Source organism: Endothiovibrio diazotrophicus (genome assembly GCF_054657215.1).
Genome location: NZ_BAAHXB010000010.1, coordinates 21,694 through 43,303 on the forward strand (window position 1 = coordinate 21,694; position 21,610 = coordinate 43,303).

Annotated in this window: 22 protein-coding genes and 1 pseudogene; 14 read left to right on the top strand and 9 right to left on the bottom strand. The window is 67.8% G+C overall.

What is annotated here, in order from left to right:
- Positions 1–16: 16 nt before the first annotated feature.
- The 6 genes and pseudogenes from motD to ACYQ2W_RS04650 all read left to right on the top strand — a co-directional run.
- Positions 17–763: pseudogene (gene motD, locus ACYQ2W_RS04625) on the top strand (flagellar motor protein MotD); the annotation flags it as partial.
- 291 nt (positions 764–1,054) lie between these two features.
- Positions 1,055–1,867 carry a ParA family protein gene (locus ACYQ2W_RS04630; RefSeq protein ID WP_459863704.1) on the top strand — a complete coding sequence of 271 codons (813 nt, stop codon included), beginning with the start codon at positions 1,055–1,057 and terminating at the stop codon, positions 1,865–1,867.
- Positions 1,864–2,595, top strand: coding sequence for a chemotaxis protein CheW (locus ACYQ2W_RS04635; RefSeq protein ID WP_459863706.1), 732 nt, complete (start codon positions 1,864–1,866; stop codon positions 2,593–2,595). Before ACYQ2W_RS04630 ends, ACYQ2W_RS04635 begins: the two co-directional genes overlap by 4 nt.
- Positions 2,596–2,849: 254 nt before the next feature.
- Positions 2,850–3,329 carry a chemotaxis protein CheW gene (locus ACYQ2W_RS04640; RefSeq protein WP_459863708.1) on the top strand — a complete coding sequence of 160 codons (480 nt, stop codon included), beginning with the start codon at positions 2,850–2,852 and terminating at the stop codon, positions 3,327–3,329.
- 95 nt (positions 3,330–3,424) lie between these two features.
- Positions 3,425–3,616 carry a hypothetical protein gene (locus tag ACYQ2W_RS04645; protein WP_459863710.1) on the top strand — a complete coding sequence of 64 codons (192 nt, stop codon included), beginning with the start codon at positions 3,425–3,427 and terminating at the stop codon, positions 3,614–3,616.
- A 13-nt stretch (positions 3,617–3,629) separates the two neighbouring features.
- Positions 3,630–4,013, top strand: a complete 384-nt coding sequence (locus tag ACYQ2W_RS04650) for a DUF2802 domain-containing protein (RefSeq protein WP_459863712.1) — start codon at positions 3,630–3,632, stop codon at positions 4,011–4,013.
- A gap of 216 nt (positions 4,014–4,229) precedes the next feature.
- Here ACYQ2W_RS04650 and ACYQ2W_RS04655 read toward each other — a convergent pair whose 3' ends face one another.
- Together ACYQ2W_RS04655 and fliK are read right to left on the bottom strand one after the other, a co-directional pair.
- Positions 4,230–4,580 (bottom strand): EscU/YscU/HrcU family type III secretion system export apparatus switch protein, encoded by a 351-nt coding sequence (locus ACYQ2W_RS04655; protein WP_459863715.1) that lies wholly within the window; start codon positions 4,578–4,580, stop codon positions 4,230–4,232.
- Entirely contained in the window at positions 4,577–6,211 is a 1,635-nt protein-coding gene (gene fliK / locus ACYQ2W_RS04660) for a flagellar hook-length control protein FliK (RefSeq protein ID WP_459863717.1), read from the bottom strand. The genes ACYQ2W_RS04655 and fliK overlap by 4 nt, the downstream gene beginning before the upstream one ends.
- Positions 6,212–6,504: 293 nt before the next feature.
- Here fliK and ACYQ2W_RS04665 point away from each other — a divergent pair, with 293 nt between their 5' ends.
- Entirely contained in the window at positions 6,505–7,317 is an 813-nt protein-coding gene (locus tag ACYQ2W_RS04665) for a pentapeptide repeat-containing protein (protein WP_459863718.1), read from the top strand.
- Between the two features lie 208 nt (positions 7,318–7,525).
- Here ACYQ2W_RS04665 and amrA read toward each other — a convergent pair whose 3' ends face one another.
- Together amrA and amrB are read right to left on the bottom strand one after the other, a co-directional pair.
- On the bottom strand, positions 7,526–8,119 hold the full coding sequence (gene amrA / locus ACYQ2W_RS04670) for an AmmeMemoRadiSam system protein A (protein WP_459863719.1): 594 nt from the start codon (positions 8,117–8,119) through the stop codon (positions 7,526–7,528).
- Positions 8,106–8,891 (bottom strand): AmmeMemoRadiSam system protein B, encoded by a 786-nt coding sequence (amrB, locus tag ACYQ2W_RS04675; RefSeq protein WP_459863721.1) that lies wholly within the window; start codon positions 8,889–8,891, stop codon positions 8,106–8,108. Before amrB ends, amrA begins: the two co-directional genes overlap by 14 nt.
- A gap of 350 nt (positions 8,892–9,241) precedes the next feature.
- Between amrB and amrS the strand changes: the two genes are divergently transcribed.
- On the top strand, positions 9,242–10,330 hold the full coding sequence (gene amrS / locus ACYQ2W_RS04680; RefSeq protein ID WP_459863723.1) for an AmmeMemoRadiSam system radical SAM enzyme: 1,089 nt from the start codon (positions 9,242–9,244) through the stop codon (positions 10,328–10,330).
- A 162-nt stretch (positions 10,331–10,492) separates the two neighbouring features.
- Positions 10,493–12,517: a YgiQ family radical SAM protein gene (locus ACYQ2W_RS04685; protein ID WP_459863725.1), complete on the top strand. Its 2,025-nt coding sequence runs from the start codon at positions 10,493–10,495 to the stop codon at positions 12,515–12,517.
- 109 nt (positions 12,518–12,626) lie between these two features.
- Here ACYQ2W_RS04685 and ACYQ2W_RS04690 read toward each other — a convergent pair whose 3' ends face one another.
- From ACYQ2W_RS04690 to ACYQ2W_RS04700, 3 genes are all read right to left on the bottom strand, one after another.
- The gene (locus tag ACYQ2W_RS04690) at positions 12,627–13,607 is read right to left on the bottom strand and encodes a GGDEF domain-containing protein (RefSeq protein WP_459863727.1); all 981 of its coding nucleotides are present in this window, start codon (positions 13,605–13,607) and stop codon (positions 12,627–12,629) included.
- A gap of 430 nt (positions 13,608–14,037) precedes the next feature.
- Positions 14,038–14,487: a hypothetical protein gene (locus ACYQ2W_RS04695; RefSeq protein WP_459863729.1), complete on the bottom strand. Its 450-nt coding sequence runs from the start codon at positions 14,485–14,487 to the stop codon at positions 14,038–14,040.
- Positions 14,488–14,512: 25 nt separating this feature from the next.
- The gene (locus tag ACYQ2W_RS04700; protein ID WP_459863731.1) at positions 14,513–15,214 is read right to left on the bottom strand and encodes a response regulator transcription factor; all 702 of its coding nucleotides are present in this window, start codon (positions 15,212–15,214) and stop codon (positions 14,513–14,515) included.
- A gap of 216 nt (positions 15,215–15,430) precedes the next feature.
- On the opposite strand from ACYQ2W_RS04700, the gene mazG reads away from it, so the two are divergent.
- The 5 genes from mazG to ACYQ2W_RS04725 all read left to right on the top strand — a co-directional run bounded on the left by mazG (position 15,431) and on the right by ACYQ2W_RS04725 (position 19,819).
- Positions 15,431–16,249, top strand: a complete 819-nt coding sequence (gene mazG / locus ACYQ2W_RS04705; RefSeq protein WP_459863733.1) for a nucleoside triphosphate pyrophosphohydrolase — start codon at positions 15,431–15,433, stop codon at positions 16,247–16,249.
- Between the two features lie 63 nt (positions 16,250–16,312).
- On the top strand, positions 16,313–17,533 hold the full coding sequence (locus ACYQ2W_RS04710) for a glycerate kinase type-2 family protein (RefSeq protein ID WP_459863735.1): 1,221 nt from the start codon (positions 16,313–16,315) through the stop codon (positions 17,531–17,533).
- A gap of 52 nt (positions 17,534–17,585) precedes the next feature.
- A complete protein-coding gene (locus ACYQ2W_RS04715; protein WP_459863737.1) occupies positions 17,586–18,152 on the top strand; it encodes a Uma2 family endonuclease in 567 nt (188 codons plus the stop codon).
- 130 nt (positions 18,153–18,282) lie between these two features.
- Positions 18,283–19,080, top strand: coding sequence for a ferritin-like domain-containing protein (locus ACYQ2W_RS04720; protein ID WP_459863739.1), 798 nt, complete (start codon positions 18,283–18,285; stop codon positions 19,078–19,080).
- Between the two features lie 91 nt (positions 19,081–19,171).
- Positions 19,172–19,819 (top strand): hypothetical protein, encoded by a 648-nt coding sequence (locus ACYQ2W_RS04725; protein ID WP_459863741.1) that lies wholly within the window; start codon positions 19,172–19,174, stop codon positions 19,817–19,819.
- A 58-nt stretch (positions 19,820–19,877) separates the two neighbouring features.
- Here the strand turns inward: ACYQ2W_RS04725 and ACYQ2W_RS04730 are convergent, their stop codons facing one another.
- Together ACYQ2W_RS04730 and ACYQ2W_RS04735 are read right to left on the bottom strand one after the other, a co-directional pair.
- Positions 19,878–20,594, bottom strand: coding sequence for a UDP-2,3-diacylglucosamine diphosphatase (locus tag ACYQ2W_RS04730; RefSeq protein ID WP_459863743.1), 717 nt, complete (start codon positions 20,592–20,594; stop codon positions 19,878–19,880).
- 80 nt (positions 20,595–20,674) lie between these two features.
- Positions 20,675–21,298: a peptidylprolyl isomerase gene (locus tag ACYQ2W_RS04735; protein ID WP_459863745.1), complete on the bottom strand. Its 624-nt coding sequence runs from the start codon at positions 21,296–21,298 to the stop codon at positions 20,675–20,677.
- Positions 21,299–21,610: the final 312 nt, after the last annotated feature.

Here is a 21,610-nt window from a genome sequence, read left to right on the forward strand (position 1 = left end):
CTGAACGGGTGAACGCATGGCACGCAAGAAGCCACCGGAGGAGCACGAGAACCACGAACGGTGGTTGGTCTCCTATGCGGATTTCATCACCCTGTTGTTCGCCTTTTTCGTGGTGATGTATGCCATTTCTTCGATCAATGAGGGGAAATACCGGGTGCTCTCCGAGTCGCTGATCACCGCGTTCAAGGAGCCGCCGCAGCGGTTTGTGCCGATCCAGTCGAGCGAGGCCTCCCACGGGGGGCAGGGAATCCTCCAGCACTCCAGCATCCGGGTGCCGATGCCGCGTAGCACCGACGAGTCCTACCGTTCGATGCGGGAAGCGAGGGCGCAGGCGTTGAAGAAGATCTCCGAGGAGATTGAACGGGCGGTCTCGCCGCTGATCCGTGCGGGGGTGATCGACGTGCGCCGCTCGGAGTCGTGGATCGAGGTGGAGATCAAGGCCAAGGTGCTGTTCGCCAGCGCCAGCGCCGATCTCACCGACGAGGCGGTGCCGATCCTCTCCAGTCTGGCGGAGATCGTCAAGGGAACCCCCTATCGGGTCAACGTGGAGGGGTTCACCGACAACGAGCCGATCTACACCGCCCGCTTCCCATCCAACTGGGAACTCTCCGCCCAGCGGGCGGGGGCGGTGGTGCGGCTGTTCGAGGAGCGGCAGGTGGACCCGGCGAAGATGGCGGTGATCGGCCACGGGGCACAGCGCCCGAAGGTGTCCAATGACACCCCCGAGGGGCGGGAGAAGAATCGCCGGGTGGTGCTGGTGATCGCCTCCGACGAGGAGGAGCGGCGGCGCCTGGAGGCGGAGCGGGCTGCCCAACTGGATCAGGAGATGGAGGCGGCGCGCAACGAGCGGGCCGCCGCGCAGGAGCCGGAGAAGGCACCGGCGAAAGCCGAGGCCCTGCCACCGCCGCCGATCCCGATCCTGTCGGAGCCGGTCGTGCATTACAACCCGGACGGCTCACCCGTGGATGTGACCGAGCGGGCGGTGACCGACGTGGGGATCTTCCCGGTGATCAAGCCGCCGATCGTTATTCAATCCCACGAGGGGACCCAATAGATGAAGGTTTGGACGGTCGCCAATCAGAAGGGTGGCGTGGGCAAGACCACCACCGCGGTGACCCTGGGGGGATTGATGGCCGCCGGCGGCCACAACACCCTGCTGGTGGATCTCGACCCCCACGGTTCGCTCACCTCGTATTTCGGCTACGATCCGGACAATATCGAGGCGAGTGTCTACACCCTGTTCCAACGGGTCGGCGCCCGTCGCCGCCTGGAGCCGGCCAACACGGTGCGCCCGACCAATTTCGACAACATCGATCTGATGCCCGCCTCCCCGGCGCTCGCTACCCTCGACCGTCAATTGGGGGCCCAGGAGGGGATGGGGCTGGTGTTGGCTCGGGCGCTCAACGAGCTTAGCGTCACCTACACCCGGGTGCTGATCGACTGTCCGCCGATGCTCGGGGTGCTGATGGTCAACGCCCTGGCCGCCTGCAATCGGCTGGTGATCCCGGTGCAGACCGAGTTCCTGGCGATCAAGGGGCTGGAGCGGATGGTGCGTACCCTGACCATGATCCGCCGGGCACGGCGGATGAACCTGCCCCACACCATCGTGCCGACGATGTTCGACGAGGGCGCGCGGCCGGCGATCATGAGCTTGAAGGTGCTGCGCGAGGGGTATCCGCCGGAGGATCTGTGGGATTCGGCGATTCCGGTGGACAGCTTCTTTCGCGACGCGAGCCGCGGCGGCGTGCCCCTGCCGCAACTGCTGCCCAACGCCAAGGGGGTGGTCGCCTACCGCCGGCTGTGGGAGTTCCTGGAGGGGCTGGACGATGAACGGGCAAAGAGGAAGGGGGAGGCCGCCGCCGTATGAGCCGCAATCCGACTACTGAACAGCGTGAGGGGCGGGGGACCCTGGTCGAGCAGCAATTGGCGCTGGGGGTCTACCTGGAGGCGCTGCTGCGCGACCCTCAGTTGGAGCAGCGGGTGGAGGCCCCCGCGCCCGCCGCGCCGGCCACCGCCCCGGCGCTGGAGACCCCGGTCGCTCCGCCGGCCCCGGTGGTGAGCCAGGTGGCCGCCGCGGTGGAGGCGGTGCGCCGATCCGAAGCGGGGGTGCCCGATTGGGCGGCCAATACCTCATTCCAGTGCCTGTTGTTCAAGGTGTGGGGGCTGACCCTGTCGGTGCCCCTGGTCAAACTCTACGGGGTGCTCACCTGGCCCGAGAGCCTCACCCCGGTGTTCGGCCACGCCGACTGGTTCATGGGGCTGGTGCGCAGTCAGGACAAGAACATCCAGGTGATGGACACCGCCCAGCTGGTGCTGCCGCCGCACAAGCTGGAGTCGCTGCGTGCCGACCAGGAGCGGCAGTTCCGCAACATCATCCTGATCGACGAGGGGCGTTGCGGGCTGGCCTGTGACGAGGTGGCCCAGGTGATTACCCTGCGCGAGGGGGACGTGCAGTGGCGCAGCGCGGAAGGCAAGCGCCCATGGCTCGCCGGTACCGTACGCGAGCACATGTGTGCGCTGTTGGAGGTGGACGAGTTCATCCGCATGATCCGCGCGATCAAGAGCGACGCCGACCTGGAGGCGTTCAATGAGTGACGGCGAGGGACGGGGTGGCCGGGAGTGCGGAGTTCTCTCTTTTCCGGTTCGTAGTGGGCTTCGACGATCCTTCGTCCAAACCTGTAAATCCCGAAAATCCCGTTGACCCTGTCCATTTCTCATCGCTGAAATAGGCTAATGTAGTCAACGAGCCCGATGTGCGCGATACGCTATGCTTTCAGAATGGCGCAAACGTTGGCAGAATGAGAGGATATCGCTCTCTCCCGGTTACAGAATGATAAGGAAACGACCTTATGAACCAGAACGTCGAACGGAGCAATGATCCGGTCCTGCGCTGGGTGACCTTCCGTCTCGCCGAAGAGACCTACGGGGTCAACGTCATGCAGGTGCAGGAGGTGCTCCGCGTCACCGAGATCGCCCCGGTGCCGGGCGCCCCGCACTATGTGCTCGGCATCATCAACCTGCGCGGCAACGTCGTTACCGTCATCGACACCCGCACCCGCTTCGGCCTCGAGCCGAAGGAGATCGACGACTCTTCACGGATCGTCATCATCGAGGCGGAGAACAAGCAGGTGGTGGGCATCCTGGTGGACAGCGTCTCGGAGGTGGTGGACCTGCGCTCCTCGGAGATGGAGGCAGCCCCCAACGTCGGTACCGAGGAGAGCGCCCAGTTCATCCAGGGCGTGGCCAGCGTCGGCGGCGACCTGCTGATCCTGGTGGACCTCAACAAACTGCTCAGCGACGAGGAGTGGATGGAGGTCGCGAGCCTGTAGGCTAAAGTCTCCGCCATGGTCGGCCGCTAATATGACCGGAAGGGGAGATCGTCTCCGATCCTCCCCACGGGTAGCGGTTCTGCCGGGAGGTGACCATGGCCCGTGACGACCTCATTTCTCCGCCGCAACCGATCCCCTACGGTCGGCCGATGGGCCCGGTCGGTGATCGGGAGCATCCGCAGGAGCCGCGGCGGCGCCCGCCGCCCCGTCGTCGGCGTTCCGATGAGGAGGACGAGCCTCCTCGCCGCCGTCCCGGCGAATCCCACTGGATCGACGAATACGTCTGACCTTCCGAATCCCATGACCCACTGGCTCCTCCTGCTCGGCGCCGCCGTCGTGATGCTCGCCTTTCTGGTGGTCTTCCTGATGCTGCGGCTGCGGTTGCGTGAGCAGGAGGACGAGCGGCTGCGCCAGGAGGTGCAGCGGTTGCGTGACGATCTGGGGGCGCTGTGCAGTGGCGCGGTGGGGGTGAGCGAACGGGTCGCCCGGATCGAGCAGAAGCTGCAACGGGTGAGCGAACGCCAGGAGCAGATGGAGTTCTCCACCGTCGAGAGCCAACCCTACGATCAGGCGGTGGAGCTGGCGCGCAAGGGTGCCACCGCCGAAGAGCTGGTCGCGCACTGCGGCCTCACCAAGGGCGAGGCGGACCTGGTGGTGATGATGCACCGCATGGATGTCGGCTGAACCAAGTCTTCCCAGGTTACGACGCTCCGTGTGGTAACCGTTGTCTTCGGACGCTCCGCGTCCCGTTTTTCCTGCGGATGGTTCGGATGCGGCGCCGACGCGGAGCGTCCAGGGTGAAGTCCTCCGCGGCGCGAAGGCCGGGTTGCCGCGTGGCGCGTGGTAACCCGAGGTGGTTCCGGTAGACGTCTGATTGGGTCCTCTGCGATGCAAACGGGGTCAGACGAAGTCGTCGCCGGGTGGGGCGGGGGCGGGGCGGAGGTCGAGGGTGACGCCGGCCTCGTGGGGGCGATCGGGACGGGGCGGCATGCGGCCGGAGACCAGGTAGGCGAAGGCGATCACCTCCGCCACTGCGAGATAGAGGGCTGGCGGAATCTGGTTTCCCAGGTCGATCTGCGCCAGCACCTCGCTGAGGATCGGGTCCTCATGCAGCGGTATCTCGTTCTCCCTGGCCAGTTGCAGGATCTGTTCGGCCAGTTCGCCGGTTCCCTTGGCGGTCACCTTCGGCGCGCCGCGGCCGTCGTACTCCAGGGCGACGGCGATCTCCGGCGGTGTCTGCTTGTCCTTCATGCCTTCAGGTCCAGCAGGTTGAGTTTCATCGGGATCGCCGGCTGGTCGGCGGCGGGCGGTTCTCCGGTGCGCGCCGCCAGACGTCCCACCTTGAGACCGCAGTCGTTGAAGTTGCGCTGGAGAAGCGGCAGATTGCGCTCGATGGCCGTGGTGGCCTCCTCCCGCTCGCTCCAGAAGAGGGTGGAGACCGATTCGTCCTCGCCCAGGGTGACGCGCGCCTCCATCGGTCCCAGCTTGCCGAGGTCGAGGGCGAGACTCACCGACCAGCTCTTCGCCCCCTTGCGGGCCCGCTTGGCGCCGCGGCTCTCGATCCGCACCTGCACCATATCCACCGACTCACCGTTGCGCACCGGGATCTCCAGCATCCATTGCTGGTTGGCGTCGGCGTCGGTGCGCACCGAGGAGAGCTGGCCCAACTGGACCCTGGCCAGGGCGCTCTGGGTCTGTTTGACCAGCTCACTGCGCAACTGCTGCAGGTCGTCGGCCGTCGCCAGGGAGGGCTGGGCCGGCGGTTGGGCGCGCAGCGGGGCGTTGGGCAGCGGGGGCGGTGGGCGGTGAGTGCCGCCCGGGTCGGCGGGGGGCGCCGGTGTCGTCGGTGGGCGCGGGCCGCTCTCCCGCCCCGTGCTGCCGGGGTCGAGGCTGCGCAGGCCGGTGAGCAGCTTCAGCAGCGCCGTCTTCAGGTCGTTCTGCAGCGCCGCACTCGTCGCCTCGCCAGCGCCGCTGCGAACCGCCTGGGCGAGCTTCGCTTCGAGGAACACGCCGCTCTCCTGGATCGCCTGGCGTACCCCCTGTTCGGTGACCAGATTGCGCAGCTCGGGCAACTGCTGGAGAAAACGCTCGGCGAGCTGGTTGAACTCTCGCGGTGTCGGCATCGGCAGCTCGCCGCGGGCCAGCGCCTGGAGATTGGCGAGCAGCGGCGGCAGCCCCCCCTGCTGGGGCAGCGCCTGACGGATGCCGGTGGAGACCAGATCGGCGAGCCGCGGGGTGTTCATCAGGCGCAGCACCAGCAGGTCGCGCAGCCGCTCCACCTGGAGGTCCAACTGCTGTCCCTGCTGCAACGGGATCGGGGTCTGCAACTGGAGGATCTGGTTGCCGATGCGCAGGCTCACCTGCCCCCCCTCGGTGCTGAGTACCGTGGCGCGCACCGCCTGGCCGTCCTGTAGCGTGGTGGCGGCGGCGGTGCCGGTGAGGGTGACGCCGCCGGCGGGGGCGTTGGCGCCGGTGGGGGCGGTCTGCATGGTCTCTCCGGGGAGGGGATCGGCGAAGCTCACCGCCATTATCGGCCACGCCGCGCCGTTGATGAACCCGCCGTAGGCGATCAGCAGCACGCGGGGGCCGGCGACTACCGCGGCCACCCGCTGGGCGGCCGCGGCCCCGTCCTCCCGCGGCGGACCGGCCTCGGGCAACTGTTCGGCGCTGGGGGGGACCAGCATCCGCAGCAGGATCTGCTGACGCAGCTGCTCCACCTGGACGGCGAGGCGGCGCAGGGCGTCGTTCGCCTCCTCCCGCGGACGTTGCGGGGTGGTGGAGGTGCCCTCCGTCGGCGGCGGCGCCGTCTCGGCGGCCGGGAGGGGCGTGGAGGCGGGTGCGGGGGCGGCGTTGGGCGCGGCGTTGGGCGCGGCGGTTTCCATGTTTTCTCGGCACGGGGATTTTGCTAACGTCACAAAAGGACGCGAAGAGAGGTACCTTACCCCAAAACCCGCTGCTCTCGTGGCCTGTCTTCGATCTTGCGGCAAGCGTTGCGTAGCGGGCGACGCGCCCCTCGTTTGGCCGCGGGACGTGCAGGGATGCCCAAGCGCCGCGGGAAGCAGGAAACCGGGAGCGACCCTCGAAGACGAACCACGATCCGGCGCGATTTTGGGGTAATGTATCTCTCCCGTTTCCCCAACCCTATCGGCCGCGTCGCAGGATTCATGACTCCGCCATGCATGACGACTCAGAAATGCAGCACTGGTTCACCCGCCGCAGCGGCGAGGTGGCGGGGCCGTTCCCCACCGCCTGGCTGGTGCGCCAGGTGCGCAAGGGGCAGGTGGGGGCCACCGACCAGGTGAGCCGGGATGGGGCCGACTGGCGGGCGGTGGGCAGCGTGCAGCCCTTTGCCGGTGCGGCGATCCAGGCCCTCAAGGCGGGGCGCCATCCGCTCAGCGAGGAGGAGGAGGAGCGGCGCGAGCAGGCACGTCAGGAGCTGCTGGAGGCGGAGCGGCGCGCAGGTTCCAACCTCGTCGGCATGGTGGTCGGCGCCCTGGTGTTGCTCTCGCTGCTCGGCGGGTTCGGCTATGCGTTCCTGTTCGGCGTCGATACCGCGCCGCCGCGGGTGGCCGACTGCAACGCCCCGCCCGCCGCCGGGGTGGTATGGGAGAGCTGCTCGCTGGCCGGGCTGCAGGGGGATGACGCCGACCTGCGCGAGCTCCTCGCCCGCAACGTCGACCTCCAGCGGGCGAGCCTGCGCCGCGCCCGTCTCGACGACGGCGACCTCTCCTATGCCAACCTCACCGGCGCCGACCTCGGTTTCGCCACCCTGCGCAACGCCCGCTTGGTGGGTGCGACGCTCACCGGTACCTCCCTTGCGTTCGGCGACCTGAGCGGTGCCGACCTCTCCTACGCCAATCTGCGCGGCGCCCGCCTGGAGAAGGCGGTGCTGGCGGGGGCCCGCCTCGACAAGGCGATCTGGCCCGACGGCACCCTCTGCGCCCCCGGCTCCGTCGGCACCTGCAACCCCTTGCCCGCGGCTCCGTAGAGGTTTGGGACATTTAACGCAGAGAACGCGAAGACGCTGAGAACGCAAAGGTAAGGAACGCGGGGACGGGGGGTGTCGGCGTTTGTGGGGGGGGCTAATTTTGTAGGTCCGATGCCGGAATTTCCCAACGTCCTATATTCTCTTTCCTCTTCTCTGCGTTCTCCGCGTCTCTGCGTCCTCCGCGTTTCCCATCCCCTGCTGAAAAGAACTACTCGCCGAAGGATTCGGTGGTGTAGCGGGAGACGCGCAGGGTGTCGGACCAGTGGTCGGGAGGGAGGCCGGCCTTCTGCTTGAGGTGGCGGAGGAACTGCTCCGGGGTGGGGAGCTGTTCCCACACCGAGGGGAGGAAGGTGCCGCGGCGGCCGTGATCCTCGAGGATCAGGCCGTCGACACCTGGGCGGAGCTGACCGAGCAGGTCGCTCTCCGAGGTGAAACACATCGGTTCGGCCGGCTGCAGGATCGACACGTGGATCTCCAGTGCCTGGAACTCGGCCGGGGAGAGCGGCGGGAAGCGGGGGTCGGAGAAGGCCGCGGAGCGGGCGTTGCTCGCCAGGTCGTTGACCAGCGGCCGGTGCGCCTCCAGGGTGCCGATGCAGCCGCGCAGCTCGCCGCCGATGGTGAGGGTGACGAAACTGGCCCGCTCCGCGCGTAGCGCCTCCGGGTAGTCCTCCGGGTCCACCACGAAGGGTCGGGCGCGGCCGTTGGTCAGGGCGTGGGCGATGGCGTCGCGGACCAGGCGCAGCATCGTCGCCCGCTGCTGCGGGTCGTAGCGCGGTCCGTGGTTCGGTTCAGTGGAAGACATAGGCGCCGTACCCCACCACCTGGTCCTTGGAACCGGCGGTATCGCCGGAGTTGCGCAGGTCGAGGGTCTCGACCTGCATCCCCTTGCGTTTGGCTACCACCAGCAGCCCTTTGACCGGATGGCGCCCGCACGCGCCGTCGTCGTCGATCGCCGCGGGTTCCAGGGCCTCGATGGCGTCGGAGGTGGCGCGGTCCATCCGTTGTGCGGTGGCGTAGTCGTGGTAATGGCTGAGGTCCGAGCTGACCACGATCAGCGTCTCGGGACCGCCCCACAGCCGCTCCAGCACCTCCGCCACCTCTTCCGGGGTGGCGTCGCCCACCACCAGCGGGATCAGCGTGAAACTGCCCAGCACCTCCTGCAGGAAGGGGAGGTGGACCTCCAGGCTGTGCTCCAGGGCGTGGGCCTGGTCGAGGCGGCGCACCTGCGGAAGCCGCTCCAGTTCCTCCACCGCGGTGCGCTCCACCGCCACCTCGCCGAGCGGCGTGGCGAAGTACTCAGCGCCGCTGGTGGCCAGCCCCGGGAAGCCGACCCGGTGGGAAGGGCCGAGCAGCACCACTCGGCTGATTCTCCCGCGGGCGGCGCGCAGCCGGGCGTAGACCGAGGCGGCGATGGGGCCGGAGTAGACGTAGCCGGCGTGGGGAGCGATCAGCGCCTTCGGCGCGGGGCCGGTGTCGTCCACCGTGTCGAGGTAGCGCAGCACGTCCCGGTGCAGGGTCGCGGCATCGCCGGGATAGAACATCCCGGCCACCGCGGGGTGACGGGTCTGGGTCATCGATGAGGTCCTGTCGCGTGTTCTTCCGAGAGTATAGCGGGGCGTCCAACAAGAGAAGAATGGACAGGATCGACAGGTCCGGGTGAGGCCATAAGAGGAGAGCAGGGTGCCGTCCTGGAGCGGTGGTACTCCGCACCGGCTGCCCCGTACAAAGGTTGCCTCGCCCCTCCACCCGAGTCCCGAACAAAACCTGTTAATCCTGCAAATCCTGTCCAATTCTTCTCTTCCGGTCGGAGTACGGTCGTATCCGAGTGGCACCGCCCCTCTTCCGCTCTTTTCAACAACCCGTCGATCCTGTCCATCCCCCGTCGATTACTATTATTGGTAAGGGTTCCCGTGGGAGAGCGATCATGCACGCCGTTCCGTCCGGCGACCATCCCGGCCGCTATTGGCACCGCCTCGACGACGGGCGGCTGCAGTGCGACCTCTGCCCCCGCGACTGCACGCTGAAGGAGGGGCAGCAGGGGCTCTGTTTCGTCCGCGAGGCTCGCGACGGGAAGATGGTGCTCACCACCTACGGCCGTTCCTCGGGCTACTGCATCGACCCCATCGAGAAGAAGCCCCTCAACCATTTCCTCCCCGGCACCCCGGTGCTCTCCTTCGGCACCGCGGGCTGCAATCTCACCTGCAAGTTCTGCCAGAACTGGGACATGAGCAAGGCCCGCGAGATGGACGTGCTGGCCGACCACGCCCCGCCTGAGACCATCGCCCGGGTGGCCCGAGAGTCGGGTTGCCGCTCGGTGGCCTACACCTACAACGACCCGGTGATCTTCCTGGAGTACGCGGTGGACACCGCGCGGGCCTGCCGCGAACTGGGGGTGAAGTCGGTGGCGGTCACCGCCGGCTACATCCACGAGGAGCCTCGCCGCGAGTTCTTCCGCTGGATGGACGCGGCCAACGTGGACCTGAAGGCGTTCAGCGACCGCTTCTACCGCAAGCTCTGCGGTGCCCGTCTGGAGACGGTACTCGATACCCTGCGCTACCTGCGCAACGAGACCGGGGTGTGGCTGGAGCTCACCACGCTGCTGATCCCGGGGGAGAACGACGCCGAGGAGGAGCTCGATGCGATGACCCGCTGGGTGGTGGCGGAGCTGGGTCCCGAGGTGCCGATGCACTTCACCGCCTTCCACCCCTCGTGGAAGATGCTCGACACCCCCCACACCCCGCCGGAGACCCTCACCCGCGCCCGGCGGATCGCCCTCGACAACGGCGTGCGCTACGCCTACACCGGCAACGTCCACGACAAGTCGGGCGAGAGCACCTACTGCCACCACTGCGGTCAGCGGCTGATCGGCCGCGACTGGTATCAACTCTCCGACTGGAACCTGACCGCCGACGGCCGCTGCAACCGGTGTGGCACCCCCTGCGCCGGCCATTTCGATCCGCGGCCGGGTGACTGGGGCGCGCGCCGCATGCCGGTTCGGCTGGCCGATTACTGAGGGGCACGCGGTAACTGCCCCTGTGGGTGAACCGCGGATTTCCGCAGATTGCACTGAGCATTCATCTGCGTTGATCCGCGGTTGAATCTCTTTGTGGGGTGAGCGGTTACGGCGGGCGCTACGGTATACTGTGCGGTCCCCTCTCTTCCGCCGGTTTTCCCCATGCACGCCGCCCCCAACCTCTTCTCCCACCGCCCCTACTGGGCGCAGCGTTTCGGCACCGCGCCGTTCCTGCCGATGTCCCGCGACGAGATGGCCGCGCTCGGCTGGGACGCCTGCGACGTGATCCTGGTCACCGGCGACGCCTACGTCGACCATCCGAGCTTCGGCATGGCGCTGGTCGGCCGGCTGCTGGAGGCCCACGGCTTCCGGGTGGGGATCATCAGCCAGCCGGCGTGGGAGGACGCCGAGCCGTTCCGGGCGTTGGGCCGCCCCAACCTCTTCTTCGGCATCACCGCCGGCAACATGGACTCGATGGTCAACCGCTACACCGCGGACCGCAAGATCCGCTCCGACGACGCCTACACGCCGGGCGGTGAGGGGGGGCGGCGACCGGACCGTTCGGTACTGGTCTACGCCCAGCGGACGCGGGAGGCGTTCAAGGGGGTGCCGATCGTCATCGGCGGGATCGAGGCGAGCCTGCGCCGGCTGGCCCATTACGACTACTGGTCGGACAAGGTGCGCCGTTCCATCGTGGTCGACGCGAAGGCCGATCTGCTGCTCTACGGCAATGCCGAGCGGGCGCTGGTGGAGCTGGCCCATCGGCTCGCCCGCGGCGAGCCGATCGACGCCATCCGCGACCTGCGCGGGACGGCCTTCGTCGCCAAGGGGCTGCCGGAGGGGTGGCGCGAACTGGACGGGCGCGACCCGGAGGTGGCGGTGAAGGGGGCCCACGAGCGCACGGTGGTGCGGCTGCCCGGCTACGAACAGGTGCGCGGAGACGAGGCGCTCTACGCCCACGCCTCGCGCACCCTCCATCTGGAGACCAATCCGGGCAACGCACGCGCCCTGGTGCAGGATCAGGGAGGCGGGCGGGACGTCTGGCTCAATCCGCCGCCGATCCCGTTGACCACGAAAGAGATGGATCGCCTCTACGAACTGCCCTACCGGCGACGGCCGCACCCGGCCTATGAGGGAAAGAGGATTCCCGCCTATGAGATGATCCGCTTCTCCATCACCATCATGCGCGGCTGCTTCGGCGGCTGCACCTTCTGCTCGATCACCGAGCACGAGGGGCGGATCATCCAGAACCGATCGGAGGGGTCGGTCCTCCACGAGATCGAGGCCATCCGCGATACGGTGCCCGGTTTCACCGGCTCCATCTCCGACCTTGGCGGGCCTACCGCCAACATGTACCGACTGGCCTGCAAGGATCCGCAGGTGGAGGCGGCCTGCCGCCGGCTCTCCTGCGTCTTCCCCGACATCTGCCCCAGCCTCTCCACCGACCATGGCCCGCTCACCGCGCTCTACCGCAAGGCCCGCGCGCTGCCGGGGGTGAAACGGGTGCTGATCGGCTCGGGGGTGCGCTACGACCTGGCGGTGCGCGACCCGGAGTACGTCAAGGAGCTGGTCACCCACCATGTGGGCGGCTACTTGAAGATCGCCCCGGAGCATACCGAAAAGGGGCCGCTGGAGCTGATGATGAAGCCGGGGATCGGCGTCTATCACAAGTTCAAGGAGCTGTTCGACCGCTTCTCGGCGGAGGCGGGCAAGGAGCAGTACCTGATCCCCTACTTCATCGCCGCCCACCCCGGCACCACCGACGAGGACATGCTCAACCTGGCGCTGTGGCTGAAACAGAACGGCTTCCGCCCCGACCAGGTGCAGGCCTTCCTGCCCACCCCGATGGCGCTGGCCACCACCATGTACCACACCGCCCGCAACCCGCTGCGGCGGATCCGCCGCGAGGCGCTGATCGCCTCACCCAAGGGGTTGCGCCAGCGGCGCCTGCACAAGGCCTTCCTGCGCTACCACGACCCCGACAACTGGCCGTTGCTGCGCGAGGCGCTGAAGGCGATGGGGCGCGCCGACCTGATCGGCAACGGCAAACGCCACCTGGTGCCGTCGTTCCAGCCCGCCGGCACCGGCGGCCGTCCGGAGGGCACTCGTGGCGCGGTGGTCAAGAAGAAACGGGTAGTCACAGCGAAGTCTAGGCGCGGTAGTTCGCCTGGACGGCGGAAGAGGTAACGCGGAGAACGCGAAGACGCAGAGAACGCGGAGAAGAGGAGCATGGCGAGTTCCATTTCTTCTCTGCGTTCTCTGCGTCTTTGCGCCCTCTGCGTTTTCTTCCAGAGCCTCAAGCGGAGACCCGATTGCGACCGGCGTGTTTGGCGCGGTAGAGGGCCGCGTCGGCGTCGGCGATGAGGGTCTCGCTGTCCTGGTCGGGGGCGAGTTGGGAGAGTCCCAGGGAGATGGTGATGGAGGGGAGAGGGGAGTCGTCGGCACACCGCAGCGGCTGCTGCTCCACCGCTTCGCGCAGGCGCTCGGCGACACCGAACGCCTCCTCGGCGCCGGTATCGGCGAGCACCACCAGGAACTCCTCGCCGCCGTAGCGGGCGGCCACGTCGTTGGGTCGCAGGTGCCGGGTGAGGGTCTGGCCGAGGGCGCGCAGCGCCTGATCGCCGGCCTGGTGGCCGTGGGTATCGTTGAAGCGCTTGAAGTGGTCCACGTCCACCATCAGCACCGACAGGATGTGGCCACTCTGATGGCAACGGGAGACCAGTCGCGGCAGCACCTCGTCGATCCAACGCCGGTTGTGCAGCCCGGTCAGCGAGTCCACCTTGGCGTACTGCTCGTAGATCTGCTGCAACTCCTGGCTGACCGCGATGGTCACGTTGCCGCTGCGCAACCGCCCGGAGAGCAGATAGAGCAGGTTGCGCGCCACCGCATGGGAGTTGTTGATCAGCGACCAGAGCACGTCCTGGGGCAGCACCAGCAGCAGGCATGGTTCGTTGGCGATGACGAAGGCCGACGCGCTCTTCTGCTCCAGCGCCGACATCTCCCCGGCGCACTCGCCCACCTGGAGAACGGTCAGGCAGGGGGCGTCCTTTTCGTCGAGATGCACGCGCAGACTCCCGCGCAGCAGGACGTAGACCTCCTGGTGTTCGACGCCGGGGGTGATCAGCAGGGTCTCGGCCGCCACTTCACGCACCGGACAGTGGTTGAGCAGACCGAGGATGGCGTTGAGATCGGCGCCGCGGAACAGCAGCAGCTGGCCGATCGCCTCCTCGCTCATGGCGAGGTCGGCGAAGGTGTTGGTGTCGTCGGGTGGGGTCATGGCCGGTCCGGCTCGCCTGAACCAGCGCTAAGGGCCCGCGAAAGAATGACTTCCTGTTTTGGGGTGTCGAGGCGCCCGTCCGGCAAGGCGCGCAAAGGGGCGCATACTTGCCGTATGCAACCCTTTGCGCAACGCCGCCGGGCGGAACGGATCGGCGTTCCGAAACAGGAAGTTATTCTTTCGCGGGCCCTATGAGCGCCGTGGGGTGGGGAGGGCGTCAAATGGGAAAGGCGGCAGGCGACGGGTGACGGATGACCGGTTCCGGTTACGACGCTCCGCGTCGTAACCGGCTGCCCTTGGACGCTCTGCGTCCTGTTTCGATCGCCATCGTTCCGGTCACCGCCGCGCCGACGCGGAGCGTCAAGCGTGTAGGCCTCGGTTACCACGCGGAGCGTGGTAACCGGGGATGGGTTCGGTCGGAGTCGAACCGTCATTTCTTTCGCGGTCGCGCCTGGAAGTGGGTGATCGCCGGCATCAGCCGCTGATAGGGGATCCCCTCCACCGAGCCGTATTCACCCAGCGCCTTCTGCACCACGGCGTAGACGTCGTCGACCCGCGTTGCCCCTTCCCGCTCGGGGTGGACCAGGCTCTGCAGGCCGAACAGCGCGCCGCACTCGATCTTGATCCGCTTGCCATGGGGGAGGGGCGCGTCGGTGTTGCCCAGCTTGAGGGCGAAGCGGGCGTTGTGCAGGGTGGTGTCGTAAAGCGACTCGCACACCTTCTGCGCCCCTTCGTGGGCGCAGCCGATCCCCTCCCGTTCGGCGATGTAGATGCGCCGCACTTGGGAACAGGTGAGGCACTGGCGCAGCAGCCCCCGCTCGAACGGACATTCGAGGGGGTTCACGTCGTGATAGGTGGAGTGGTATTCGCGCTCTTCCATAGGGATCGAGGGATTGGGAAGGAGGTCAGTCGGTGCCGCCGTCGAGGGCGCACTCCATCCGGCTCAATTCGTCGCGCTGCGCATCGGTGAGCTCCTGCAGGCGGATATGCACCTCCACCATCTCCGCATCCAGCGCCAGCCCCTCTGCCTGGAGGGTGGTGACCGCGCCGCGGAAGTTGGAGCCGCTGTTCCCCCCCTGTTCCAACTGCAGCGCCACCTCCTCGAAAATGTGTGGCGGGAACTTGTGGCGGGAGATGGCGACGATGAGCAGGTCCCGGGTCAGCGCCTTGACGCTCCCTTTGACCAGTTGGTTGCGGTAGTGCAGGCTCGCCTTGCACTCCACCGCCTGCGGCTCCGGCCGCTTCTCCACCAAGCTGTAGACCTTGGTGCGCAGCCGTTCCAGGGTGAAGGGCTTGATGATGTAGCCGTCGGCGCCGAGGCGGATGGCGGTGACCACGCACTCCTTGTCGTCCTTGGCGGTGACCATGACGAAAGGGGTGTCGCGCAGGCGGGGGTTCTGCTTGGCCCAGGCGAGCAGCTTGTCGCCGTTGACGTCGGGCAGCATCCAGTCGCACAGCACCAGATCGTAGCGGTAGCTGTCCAGGCACACCTTGGCCGAGGCGACGTCCATCGCGTCGTCCACCTCGAATCCCTTGCTCAGACCAGCGCGAACCAGCTCGACGATGTTGGGGTCGTCGTCGATCACCAGGAGTCGGGGTTTGTCCATGTTTAATGTTTAAGTATCAATCTTGGCGGCCGTGAAGCATGGCTATCGCGTTGAAATGGGGGCGGTATCGACGGAATCAATCCCGCTTGCCCTGGCCGTTACCCACGGATGGCCGAATGGTGGGTAAGAGGCAGGGCTTATTTTGAAACCTTAGCAGGCCAGGCGGTAATTTTCCCTCCTTGCGACCCCTCGGGGGGCTACGGATAATCCCTCTCCATGAACGATATGACACGATTGCTGGAGATCATGGCGGCCCTGCGCGATCCGCAAGGGGGGTGCCCGTGGGATCGGGAGCAGAGCTTCGCCACCATCGTCCCCCATACTCTGGAGGAGGCCTACGAGGTGGCCGAGACCATCGAGCAGGGGGATTTCGGCGAGCTGCGCGGCGAGCTGGGGGACCTGCTGTTCCAGGTGGTCTTCTACGCCCAACTGGCCAAGGAGCAGGGCCTGTTCGAGTTCGCCGACGTGGTGGCGGGGATCGAGGAGAAGCTGGTGCGCCGTCACCCCCACGTCTTCGGCCAGGAGCAGGTCGCCGATGCCGCCGAGCAGAGCGAGGCCTGGGAGCGTCACAAGGCCGCCGAGCGGGCGGCGAAGGCGGCCCGCGAGGCGCGCCCGGAGAGCGTGCTCGACGGGGTGAGCAGCGCGTTGCCGGCACTGACCCGCGCCCCGAAGTTGCAGAAGCGCGCCTCCCGCGTCGGCTTCGACTGGCCGCGGGCGGTGGACGTGCTGGACAAGATCGAGGAGGAGATCGGCGAGTTGCGCGTCGAGCTGGAGGCCGGGGACACCGCCCGTGCCCGCGAGGAGGTGGGGGATCTGCTGTTCGCGGTGACCAACCTCGCCCGCCACGTGGAGATCGATCCGGAATCGGCGCTGCGCCATACCAACGCCAAATTCGAGCGCCGCTTCCGTGCGGTGGAGGCGAAGCTGGCGGAGCGCGGGGTGACCCCCCACGAGGCAACGCTCGATGAGATGGATGCGCTGTGGGAGGCGGTCAAGGCCGAAGAGAAGGAGTTTTCCGCCAATGCACGCAAGTAAACGGGAATCAAAGGGCTATTTTCCTATTTGCCTCCATTTGCGTTCATTTGCGGACACGATCTTATGAACGACCCGAAACGCGATCTGCTCGATATCTACCAGGCCGCACTGCAGGCGGTGGAGGGGCGACGGGTGGTGGCGGAGGCGCTACGTGCCGACGCCCCGGATGGCGAGATCCATCTGATCGCCATCGGCAAGGCGGCCGCCTCCATGGCGCTGGGGGCCTTCGACGTCCTGGGGCGGCGCATCCGCCGTGCCTTGGTGGTGAGCAAGCGCGATCACGGCGACCCGGAGCTGGAGCAGTGGCCGGTGGAGTACCGGGAGGCGGGCCACCCGCTGCCCGACCTCCGCTCACTGGAGGCGGGGGCGGCGCTGGCGGTGTTCCTCGACGAGGTACCGCCGAAGGGGGAGCTGCTCTTCCTGCTTTCGGGAGGCAGTTCGGCGTTGGTCGAGACGCTGCCGGAAGGCGTCGAGTTGGAAGCCTTGGAGCGGGCCAACCAGTGGCTGCTCGCCGCGGGGTTGGCGATCGGCGAGATCAACACGGTGCGCCGGGCCCTCTCGACGATCAAGGGGGGGCGGTTGGCGGCGCGCCTCGGCGGTCGGCCAACGCTCGGCCTGCTGATCTCCGACGTCCCCGGCGACGACCCGGCGGTGATCGGCTCCGGGCTGCTCGCCCCGTCACCGCCGCGTCCGCTGCCGGCGTTGCCCGAGTGGCTGGCGGCGTGGATCGAGCGCGCCCCGCCGCCGCCGGCGGCGGGCGCCCCTTGCTTCGATGCCATCGAACTGCGGGTGGTGGCCACCCTGGAGCAGGCGAAGGCCGCCGCCGCCCGGCGGGCCGCGACGCTGGGCTATCCGGTGCGGCTCCACCAGGGGCCGATCCACGGTGACGCGACGGAGGCGGGTCACGGGTTGGCGCTGTTCCTCGCCAACGCCTCCTCCGGTGTTCATGTCTGGGGCGGCGAGACCACGGTGCGGCTGCCGCCGGAGCCGGGCCGCGGCGGTCGCTGCCAGCAGTTGGCGTTGGCCGCCGCCCTCGGCTTTCAACACCGCGACGACATCACCTTCCTCGCCGCGGGGAGCGACGGTGGCGACGGCCCCGGCGAGGTGGCCGGCGCGCTGGTCGATGGCGCCACCGTGGCGCAAGGGGAACTGCATACCCGTGCCGCGGAGTACCACCTGGAGCGGTGCGATGCCGGTAGCTTCCTGGAGGCGGCCGACGCGCTGATCGACACCGGGCCGACCGGCACCAACGTGATGGATTTGATGATCGGCCTGAAGCGGTGACGGGGGGTGGGGTGCGCTATCATCATGTCCGGTTGATTGGGGAGAGGTCGTCATGTCCGTGCCCGACAAGGTCCGTTACATCGAGGTCGAGGAGTATCTGGAAGGGGAGCTGCGCTCCGAGGTGCGTCACGAGTACGTGGACGGACAGGTGTTCGCCATGGCCGGGGCGGGGGAGCGGCACAACCGGATTGCCGGCAATCTCTTCTTTCACCTGCGTGCGGCCGCCCGCGGCGGGCCGTGCGGGGTCTTCGTCAACGACATGAAGGCGCGTATCGACAGCCGCAATATCTTCTACTATCCGGATGTGATGTTGGTCTGCGACCCGGCGGACGACGAGGAGTACCTCAAGCGCTGCCCCTGCCTGATCGCCGAGGTGGCCTCGCCCTCCACCTGGATGACCGACCGCCGCGAGAAACTCTTCGCCTACCGGGATCTCCCCTCGCTGCGCTACTACCTGCTGGTCTCCGCCGAGCGGCGCGAGGTGGAGTATTTCGTGCGGGAGGAGGATGGCGGTTGGGCGACGGCGCGATTGGAGGAGGGGGAGGTGCTGGAGGTCGCCTGCAACGATTACTGCGCCGAGCTGCGCCTCGCCGATCTCTACGAAGACGTCCGCCTATAGGGCGGGCCGCGCCCGCCGCGGCGTTGATGGAATCCACCTGCGTCGTGCCCCCTGAGGCGTCGTCGGCGGCCACGGGCCGCACTCTGCCATTTGCGTTCATTTGCGTTGATTTGCGGGCCCTCTCTTCTCCATGACCGACCTCTACCGACTCGCCGAAGCCGCCCTCCGTTCCCGTGATCCGGCCGAAAAACTGGCCCTGACCCGCGAGGCGTCGGGGTTGTGGGAGGAGGGGGCGCTGGTGCTGGGTGGCGGCGAGCCCGCGCCCATCGACCACCCCGGCCGGCCGGCCCGGCCGGAGCTGGTGCCGCCGCTGAAGGTGCCGAAGCGCAAGCCCGGCTCGGTCGCCGGCCGCGCGGCGCAGATCCACGCGCTGGCGCACATCGAACTCAATGCGGTCAATCTCGCCTGGGATGCGGTCCACCGTTTCCGCGGCCTGCCGCGCGCCTACTACGACGACTGGGTGCAAGTGGCGCTGGAAGAGGCGCACCACTTCGAGATCCTGCGCGACCGGTTGCGCGAGCTGGGTTTCGACTACGGCGATTTCGCCGCCCACGACGGGCTGTGGGAGATGGCACGCAAGACCGCCCACGATCCGATGGCGCGGATGGCGATGGTGCCGCGGGTGCTGGAGGCGCGCGCGCTGGAGGCGGTGCCGCTGATGATCGCCAAGTTGCAGCGGGTGGAGGATTTCGCCACTGCCGGCCTGCTGGAGCTGATCATGCGTGATGAGATCGGCCACGTCGCCGCCGGCTCGCGCTGGTTCAAGCACCACTGCGCCGCCCGCGGGGTGGAGGCGGAGAGCGCCTACCGCGGACTGCTCCACGACTACCGCTTCGAGCACATCAAGGGCCCCCTCAACCGCGAAGCCCGCCTCGCCGCCGGTTTCACCACCGCCGAATTGGATGCCCTGGAGCGGGCGTCGGCGTAGTCGTTTCCTTCTCAGCCATCCGATGACCCCGAACCCTATGAAACCCAGTTTACTTCGCGTTTCTCTATTCGTCCTGATGTCGATTTCTTCCATGACCTCCTCCGCGCTAGCGGAGGAGGTGAGCAAGTTGGTGCTGCGGATCTTCGAGCCCGGTGTGGAGCCTTACTACAGTCGCTATCTGGTGGACGCCGACTGGTTGCGGATCGACGAGGGGGCGTGGTCGCCGCAGTACATCCTGCTCGATCGTCGGCAGGGGGCGATCTACAGCGTCGACGACGAGGCGGAATCGATCATGGTGATCGAACGCAGGGCGGTGGAGACGCCGTCGCCGCTCGCGCTGGCGTATCGGGTCGAGGCGGAGCCGCAGCTCGCCTACGGGGTGGCCGGGATCGCCGGCGAGGGGCACCAGGTGACGGTCGATGGCCAACGCTGTCAGACGGTCGCCTCCCTGCCGGGGCTGTTGCCGGAGGCGACCCGCGCCCTCGCGGAGTACCGCACGCTGCTCGCCGGGGAGCACGCCCGCACCGTCGGGGCGATCCCGCCGGAACTGCTCGACGGCTGCGACCTGGCACTCAACATCTACCATGCCGCCGATCACTTGCAGTGGGGAATGCCGCTGGAGGTGTGGGAGGTGCGCGGTTACCGGCAACAGCTGATCGACTTCGAGACCGGCTTCGCGCCGGAGCCGCAGTGGCACGCGCTGCCCGAGGGGTACTCCCGCTTCTCGCCCGGCTCTTGATCGCAGGCGGGTTTCCGTCTGCGTGGCAGGAACGGTGGGCGCTCGATCGAGGGTTCCGCTATCCGTACCGTTCCAGCCGGCAGCCATCGGCGGTGCAGGCGAGCAGGCTCCCTCGCTCCTGCCAATCGGCCACCACGTAGCGCTCGCCCCAGGGGGCGGGGTGGATCCCCTGGCGGTGGATGTGGCCGTGGATCATTCGCCGCGCACCGTACCGTTCCACCATTTCGGCCGCCGCTTGCGGGTTGACGTCCATCTCCTCACGGCTCTTGCCGTAAGTCTCCTCCCTGCTCTTCTCCCGCAGTCCGGCGGCCATGGCGCGGCGTTCGCTCAGCGGTTTGGCGAGGAAGTCGGCGGTCCACTGCGGTGAGCGGCAGAGCTTGCGGAACGCCTGGTACTTGTGGTCGTCGGTGCACAGCAGGTCACCGTGGGTGAGCAGTGTTGGTGTCCCGTGGAGGTCGATCAGCGTCGGCTCCTCCAGCAGCGTCAACCCGCCCGCCTCGGCGAGACCGGGGCCGGCGAGAAAGTCGCGGTTGCCCGGGAGCAGGGCGACCTCGGTACCCGATTCCGCCAGCCGCCGCAGGCCGGCCAGTGCCGTGTGGTATGCCGGCGTATCGTCGTCGTCCCCCAGCCACACCTCGAACAGATCGCCGAGGATGTAGAGCGCCTCCGCTCCCGCCGCCCGCTCGGCGAGGAAGCGGTGGAACAGGGCGAGGGGCGCAGGCCGCCCCGGGTCCAGGTGGAGGTCTGCGACGAACAGGGCTTCGTCGTTCGTCATGGAGAGCCCGGGGGGAAACGGACAGGTGTCACGGGGTGGGAAAGCACTCTCATTCTGACCTGTCAATCCTGCAAATCCTGTTAATCCTGTCCATTTCTTCCCTCTTCATTCCCCGTCGCTTCCGTTTCGGCGGGCTCTTCGCCGATCAGCCGCGCCTTCTCGATGAAGACCGGCTCCACCGGCACGTCGCTGCGGTAGTTGCGGTTGGCGGTGGGCCGGCTCTCGATGGCGGTGACCGTCTCCATGCCGTCGACCACCCGGCCGAAGACGCAGTAGCCCCAGCCGCGCGGGGTCTTGTTCTTGAAGTCGAGCGCGGCGTTGGTCACCGTGTTGATGAAGAACTGGGAGGTGGCCGAATCGGGGTCGCCGGTGCGCGCCATGGCGATGGTGCCGCGCTCGTTGGAGAGGCCGTTGTCGGCCTCGTTGGCGATCGGCGCGCGGGTCGTCTTCTTCTCCATCTGCTCGGTCAGCCCGCCGCCCTGGATCATGAAGCCGCGGATCACCCGGTGGAACAGGGTCCCCTCGTAGAAGCCGCTCTTCACGTAGCCGAGGAAGTTCTCCACCGTCTTCGGCGCCTTGGCGGGGTAGAGCTCCAGTACGATCGGCCCGAGCGAGGTGGTCAGCTCCACCCGGGGGTTGGCCGCCTGGGCGGTCGAGGTGAGGGCCAGCAGCAGGCCCGCGGCAAGGACGGCAATCCGGTTCATCGGTCGGTGGCTCCCTAATGATCTGGTCGGTATCGGCTTTCGGTGTGTGGCTGGTGGCGGTGCCGGGCGCTTGGCGCAGGTGGAACGTGCCGCCGCCGGGGCCATCATAGGCCGCGGCGGCGGCGGCGTGAACCCGATCGGCGGCGGGGATGGGCCTTCATGGACAGAGCCGCCGTCGCTCCATTAGAATACGGCGGTTATTTTCGAGCGCGCCCCAATGTGGTGCGCGTCCGTCCGCCTGACCGAACGGGACGAGCCACGGGCAACGCCGGCGCTCCTCCCGTTTTGTCTGTCTACTCGTTGGAGGTCGTT